The 6,634-nt window shown below is 68.9% G+C and carries 8 protein-coding genes and 1 pseudogene; all 9 read left to right on the top strand.

Annotation, left to right across the window (positions count from 1 at the left end):
• Positions 1-299: pseudogene (locus tag VFB40_RS23685) on the top strand (menaquinone biosynthesis decarboxylase); the annotation flags it as partial.
• On the top strand, positions 296-1,210 hold the full coding sequence (mqnP, locus tag VFB40_RS23680; RefSeq protein ID WP_324854287.1) for a menaquinone biosynthesis prenyltransferase MqnP: 915 nt from the start codon (positions 296-298) through the stop codon (positions 1,208-1,210). The pseudogene VFB40_RS23685 and the gene mqnP, both read left to right, overlap by 4 nt.
• 118 nt (positions 1,211-1,328) lie before the next feature.
• Entirely contained in the window at positions 1,329-2,096 is a 768-nt protein-coding gene (locus VFB40_RS23675) for a hypothetical protein (protein WP_324854284.1), read from the top strand.
• Between the two features lie 84 nt (positions 2,097-2,180).
• Positions 2,181-2,867, top strand: a complete 687-nt coding sequence (locus VFB40_RS23670) for a UbiX family flavin prenyltransferase (RefSeq protein WP_324854282.1) — start codon at positions 2,181-2,183, stop codon at positions 2,865-2,867.
• Between the two features lie 129 nt (positions 2,868-2,996).
• Positions 2,997-3,455: an Lrp/AsnC family transcriptional regulator gene (locus tag VFB40_RS23665; protein ID WP_324854280.1), complete on the top strand. Its 459-nt coding sequence runs from the start codon at positions 2,997-2,999 to the stop codon at positions 3,453-3,455.
• Between the two features lie 115 nt (positions 3,456-3,570).
• On the top strand, positions 3,571-4,734 hold the full coding sequence (gene mqnE, locus VFB40_RS23660; RefSeq protein ID WP_324854278.1) for an aminofutalosine synthase MqnE: 1,164 nt from the start codon (positions 3,571-3,573) through the stop codon (positions 4,732-4,734).
• Between the two features lie 88 nt (positions 4,735-4,822).
• Positions 4,823-5,362, top strand: a complete 540-nt coding sequence (locus tag VFB40_RS23655) for a GNAT family N-acetyltransferase (RefSeq protein WP_324854276.1) — start codon at positions 4,823-4,825, stop codon at positions 5,360-5,362.
• A 99-nt stretch (positions 5,363-5,461) separates the two neighbouring features.
• On the top strand, positions 5,462-5,896 hold the full coding sequence (locus VFB40_RS23650; RefSeq protein ID WP_324854274.1) for a DUF4229 domain-containing protein: 435 nt from the start codon (positions 5,462-5,464) through the stop codon (positions 5,894-5,896).
• Positions 5,897-5,999: 103 nt separating this feature from the next.
• Positions 6,000-6,634 (top strand): menaquinone biosynthetic enzyme MqnA/MqnD family protein (locus VFB40_RS23645; RefSeq protein ID WP_324854272.1); only part of this gene is annotated, 635 nt, incomplete at its 3' end.

The raw sequence follows: 6,634 nt of genomic DNA, 5'->3' as shown, positions 1-6,634 counted from the left end.
TGACCAAGCTGATCGTCATCGTGGACGCCGACTGTGACGTGCACGACTACGCCGAGGTCTCCTGGCGCGCGTTCGGGAATGTGGACTACGCCCGCGACCTGCTGCTCACCGAGGGCCCCGTCGATCACCTCGACCACGCGTCGTATCAGCAGTTCTGGGGCGGCAAGCTCGGCATCGACGCGACCCGTAAGCTGCCGGGGGAGGGCTACACCCGCAACGGCGGCTGGCCCGAGATGATCACGTCCGACCCGGCCACCGCGGCGCTGGTGGACCGCCGGTGGAAGGAATACGGGCTGTGAGCGCAGCGGTCGAGAGCGCCGTCCCGGCGCGCGGCGTCGGCGAGAAGTTCAAGGCGTTCAAGAGCCTGGTGCTGCTGGAGCACTCGGTCTTCGCGCTGCCGTTCGCGTTCACCGCCGCGCTCAGCGCGATGTTCCGCGCCTCGCGCACCGTGCACTGGCTCCAGCTGCTGCTGATCACCCTCGCCATGGTTGGCGCGCGCACCTTCGCGATGGCGGTCAACCGGATCATCGACCGCGAGTTCGACGCCAGGAACCCGCGCACCGCCAAACGGGAGCTGGTCACCGGGCGGCTCAGCGTCCGCACGGCCTGGATCGGCGCGATCCTCGCCCTGGGCCTGTTCCTCGGCGCGGCCGCCGCGCTCAACACGCTGACGCTCGCGCTCGCGCCGCTCGCGGTGATCCCGCTGATTGTCTACCCGTATGGCAAGCGGTTCACGAACGTCCCGCACGCGCTGCTGGCCCTGGCCCAGGCGATCGGGCCGATCGGCGCGTGGATCGGCGTGACCGGCCGGTGGTCGTGGACCGCGGTCGTGCTGGGCCTCGCGGTCGGCATCTGGATCGGCGGCTTCGACCTGATCTTCGCGCTTCAGGATGTGGAGACCGACCGCGAGCAGGGACTCGGCTCAGTCCCTGCGCGCTGGGGTATCCGTACCGCGCTGATCGGCGCACGGGTCTCGCACGCGGTAACCACCGGGCTGTTCGTGTGGTTCGGCGTACTCGCCGGCGGCGGCGCGTTCTGGTGGATCGGCGTCGCGGTCGTCGCCGGGGCGTTCATCTACGAGCACTCGCTGCTGCACCCGGACGACCTGTCCCGCCTCAACCGCGCGTTCTTCACGGTCAACGGCTTCGTCGGCATCGCGCTGTTCTGCTTCGCGCTGTTGGACCTGGTGAACCGCGGACTGCGGCCGTGAGCCGCGCCGGATCGGGCATCGCGCGGCCCTGACGAATAGGATTGACACGCCGTCCCCCGAACGCGAGACTGTCGCATCCTGATTCATCGGATCAACAGGCTTATCCCTCGGGGGGATCATGAGTAACGACAGTCCGTTCGTCGCGCCCGGAAACGACCCAGCCGCTCCGCTGCAAGCGCCGCCGGTAGCCCAAGCCGAGGTCCCGCCGTTCGGCGGTGCGCCGGCCGCGCAGCCCGGTCAGCCGGCTGCGGGAGGTGTCGCGCAGGCGCCGTACCCGGCTCCCGCCGCGGGATACGGGTATGCGGGCGTTCCCGCCGCTCCGCCGCAGCCGCTCAAGCCGAACCGCGGCCTGGCCATCGCCATGGCGATCCTCAGCGCGGCCTATTCGGTGCTGTGCCTGGTTGAGATCTTCGCGCTGGCACACCGGGCGTCCCTGGCCAACCAGATCATCAACGACCCTCAGTCGGTGACCGTCGACCAGGCCGACTCCGCCGACAATATGGTCAGCAGCTTGAGCGTCGTAGCGCTCGCCGTGTTCATCGCCACCTTGGTCGTGATGGCCGTCTGGCAGCGCTCGCTGCGCGGGAGCCTCGGCCCGACCGGGCGGTACCAGGCGGTGCTCAAGGAGTCCGGCTACCAGGTCTTCCGCGTGGTCTGGCTGGTGTCGCTCGGCCTGGCGATCTTCCTGCGCGGCAGCGGGAACATCGAGACGCCGCAGGACGTGGTCAGCCACGACCACAAGTTCATGCTCTACTACGGCCTGCGGGCCGCGCTCGGCCTGGTGGTCGTCTACTTCGCGCTCCGGCTGATGCGCGTGGTCCAGCGCAACCTGACGCTGGCTCAGACCGGCTACAGCCAGGAAGCGGTCAACTACCTGTCCTCCTGATCCGCCGCGATCTACCGAAGCCGGCCCGCCTTCCCCAGGCGGGCCGGTTTCGTGCGCGGCCGGTGCTCGGGCAATCATGAGTGCATGACCGAGCACGAACCGCGCAGGCCGTGGATCGTCGGCGTCTCCGGTGCCTCGGGGACGCCTTACGCCGCGGCGGCGCTGCGCGGACTGCTGGAGGCCGGCGAAAGCGTCGACCTGGTGGTCAGCCGGGCCGCGCGGCTGACCATCCTCGACGAGACCGGCATCTCGTTCCGGGACGCCTATTGGCGCGACGACCTCGCCGCATGGCTCGGCTGGGGCGACGCCGCGGCCTTCGGCGCCGCCGCGAAACTGGACGCGGTGCACTACTGGTCCGCCGGTGACCTCGCCGCGGGCCCCTCCTCCGGCAGCTATCCGGCAAAGGGCATGCTCGTCGTTCCCGCGTCCACGGCCGCGGTCGCCGGGATCAGGCTTGGCCTGTCGAAAGACCTGCTGCAACGCGCCGCCGACGTGACGCTGAAGGAACGCAGGCCGCTGGTCCTGGTCGTGCGGGAGACACCGCTGAACTCGCAGACCCTCGAGCACCTGCTCGCGCTCAGCCGCGCCGGTGTGGTGGTGCTCCCCGCGTCGCCGGGCTTCTACGCCGGCGCACAGGACGTGCAGCGCCTCGTCGACTTCGTGGCCGGCAAGGCGCTGGACGTGCTCGGTGTCGAGCACTCGCTGCTACGCCGCTGGGAGGGCGAGTTGGGCGCGGCCCGGCAGGTCCGGCAGCCGCCCCAGCCCGACTAGGTCGCCGAAACCGGCAGTACCTTCGAATCCACGACGAGCAACCCGGTTTGCGTTCTAGAACCAAGGCCGTAGCGTGGTCGCAGCAGCTCTATGCAAAGCAGGCCGAGGTTGTCAGAGGGGGCGCAAACCGTGGATACCGTGGACCGCACGCTCGTCGAGGCGTTGCGTGCGAACGGAAGGGCTACGTACGCCGAACTCGCCCGGCTGGTCGGCCTCTCCGGCCCGACGGTCACGGACCGCATCAACCGGCTGGAGCAGGCCGGAGTGATTACCGGCTATCGCGCCGTGATCGACCCGAGCACGGTCGGCCTCGGCGTTACCGCACTGATCGGCGTGCTGCTCTCGGACGCCGCCGACCTGGACGACGTCGGACGGCGGCTGCGCGACGTGCCCGAGATCGAAGACTGCTGGTTCGTCGCGGGAGAGGAGTCGTACCTGCTCAAGGTGCGCGCGGCCGACCCTGCGGACCTGGAGAAGATCATCGGCAAGCTCAACCGCATCCGTGGCGTCGCACGCACCCGCACCACGGTCGCGCTGTCCACCAAGTGGGAGGGCCGGCAGTTCCCGCTCGGGGAGGACAACGCCTGATCCGGCCGCGCGCGGGCCGCGAAGCCCCAGGTGATCGGGGCGTACATCCGTGTCGCGAGGCGTGGCGTAGGCTCGTGAGCCGAACCCAGAAACGCCACCAGGGAGGCCGCAATCCATGGACGCCGGACTCAAGCGCGAGCTCGAAGACAAGGTGCTGACCGGACAGCGGCTCACCTATGACGACGGCGTGGCGCTGTACGCGGCCGACGACCTGGCCTGGCTCGGCGAGCTGGCCCACCACGTGCGCACCGCGAAGAACGGCGACCGGGTCTACTTCAACGTCAACCGCCACCTCAACATGACGAACGTGTGCTCCGCGTCCTGCGCGTACTGCTCGTTCCAGCGCAAGCCGGGCGAGAAGGACGCGTACACGATGCGGATCGAGGAGGCGGTCCGGCTGGCCAAGGCCATGGAGCCGGACGGCATCACCGAGCTGCACATCGTCAACGGCCTGCATCCGACGCTGCCGTGGCGCTACTACCCCAAGTCGATCCGGGAGCTGAAGGCGGTGCTGCCCGGCGTCTCGATCAAGGCGTTCACCGCCACCGAGATCCACTGGTTCGAGAAGATCTCCGGGCTCACCGCGGACGCGATCCTGGACGAGCTGATCGACGCCGGACTCGAATCGCTGACCGGTGGCGGCGCGGAGATCTTCGACTGGGAGATCCGCTCGAAGATCGTCGACCACGCGACGCACTGGGAGGACTGGTCCCGCATCCACCGGCTCGCACACAGCAAGGGACTGCGTACCCCGTCGACGATGCTCTACGGGCACATCGAGGAGCCGCGGCACCGCGTGGATCACGCACTGCGGCTGCGTGCGTTGCAGGACGAGACCGGAGGCTTCGCGGTGTTCATCCCGCTGCGCTTCCAGCACGACTTCCACGACTCGAAGGACGGCAAGCAGCGCAACCGGCTGATGAACCAGCCGATGGCCACCGGCGCCGAGGCGCTGCGCACCTTCGCGGTCTCCCGGCTGCTGCTGGACAACTTCGACCACATCAAGTGCTTCTGGGTGATGCACGGTCTGACGACCGCTCAGCTCGCGCTCAACTACGGCGTGGACGACCTGGACGGCTCGGTGGTCGAGTACAAGATCACGCACGACGCGGACCACTTCGGCACCCCGGACAAGATGACCCGCGAGAGCCTGCTGGACCTGATCCGTGACGCCGGCTTCACGCCGGTCGAGCGCAACACGCGCTACGAGGTGGTGCGCGAGTTCGACGGACCGGACCCGGACCGGCGCGAGCACCCGCAGGCGATGACCTTCGCGTAGCGGGGCGGGAGGTTCCTGGATTCCGGGTCGCGGATCTCGGAGTATGAAATTGCATGCGACATGCGGCAAATTCATGCATACTTGATCCATGACGCTGGAATTCACGGTCGATCCTGAGCTGACCGAGAAGCTGCGGGCGCAGATCGTCGCCTGCTGGACCGACGTGTCCAACGCGGGCGGCGCGGTGGGTTTCGTGCCGCCGGTCACCATGGACGACGTGCTGCCGGTGGCGGAGAAGCTGTTCGCCGCCGTGGCCGCCGGACACGACCGCCTGGTCGTCGGCTGGGCGCCCGACCCGGCGAGCGGAGAGCCGCGCGTCGCGGCGTTGGCGACCATCTCGGACGGGCAGTTCCGGCTGACCGAGCACTGGCGCAAGGTGAAGCGGGTCATGGTGCATCCCGACTTTCAGGGCCGAGGCTACGGGGCGCTGCTCATGGCCGAGGTGGAGCGGGCGGCCCGGAAGATGGGGCTGGAGATGCTGACCCTGGACTGTCGGGGCGAGACCGGCAACGACGTCTTCTACAAGAAGTGCGGGTACGTCGAGTACGGCCGGCTGCCGGGAGCACTGCGGCTGAGCGCCGACGACTACCGGGACCAGATACTGATGGCCCTGTCGCTGCGGGCCTGACAAGGTCGTCACTGCGCGGCCGGGCATCACACCTGGCTCCAAGTGGGCCGAACAGGTGAGGTACCGTGAAATGGTCCCCCGACGAAGGAACCCACGGTCATGAGCGAGCAAGTCGGCGCGAAGCAGAAGACGAAAGCGAAGGCGACGAACTCTGCGAAGGGCTCGGCGACGACGAAGGAAGCCACGCGCTCCGCTACGGTTGCGCCGCAGCCCCCGGTCACCGATGCAGAACGTGCATCCGCGCCGGCGCTCGAGACCAGGCACGCCGTCCTGCGCTACACGACGCTGCGGCTCGCGCTGTTCCTCGTCGCGCTCGTGCTGGTGTGGGCGGTCGCGCTGATCTTCAACATGGACCTCAGCTCCCAGCTGTCGAAGCTCACGCTGCTCGCCGTCGCCCTGCTGCTCTCCAGCGCGGCCTCGTTCATCGTGCTGTCCAAGCAGCGTGACGCCATGTCAGCGGGCATCGTCGCGCGCACCCAGCGGCTCAGCAGGAAGTTCGACGACGCGGCCTCCTTCGAGGACGACGAAGAGTAGGCGTCGAACAGCACCCGGCTAACCGCTAACCGCCGGCGGCCGTGAGGAAAAGCACGTCCGCCCGCCCCGAGCGGCGATCAACCCGCGGCGTAGTGTGCTAAGCGTGGACAAACCTCGAGTCGGACACATCCAGTTCCTCAACTGCCTGCCCATCTACTGGGGCCTGGTCCGCTCGGGCGCCCTGCTCGACCTGGATCTGGTCAAGGACACCCCGGAGAAGCTCTCCGAGCAGCTGGTGGCCGGCTCCCTCGACATCGGGCCGATCTCCCTGGTCGAGTACCTGCGCAACGCACAGGACATGGTCGTGCTGCCCGACGTGGCGGTCGGCTCGGACGGCCCGGTGATGTCCTGCAACCTTGTCTCGCAGCTGCCGTTCGCGGACCTCGACGGTGCCCGCGTCGCGCTCGGCTCGACCTCACGCACCACGGTCCAGCTCGCGCAGCTCGTCCTGCGCGAGCGTTACGGCGCTCAGCCCGCGTACTACGCCTGCCCGCCCGATCTGGCGCTGATGATGCAGGAGGCCTCGGCCGGCGTGCTGATCGGCGACGCGGCGCTGCGGGCCTCCCTCTACGACGCGCCGCGGCTCAACCTGCGCGTGCTCGACCTCGGCGAGGCCTGGAAGGACTGGACCGGGCTGCCGATGGTGTTCGCCGTGTGGGCGGTGCGCCGCGACTTCCTGGCCCGGCAGCCGGCCCTCACCCGCGAGGTGCACCAGGCCTTCCTGCACTCCCGCGACCT

The organism is Actinocrinis sp., assembly GCF_035650855.1.
GTDB lineage: Bacteria > Actinomycetota > Actinomycetes > Streptomycetales > Catenulisporaceae > Actinocrinis.
This window is presented reverse-complemented; position numbering and strand designations above follow the sequence as displayed.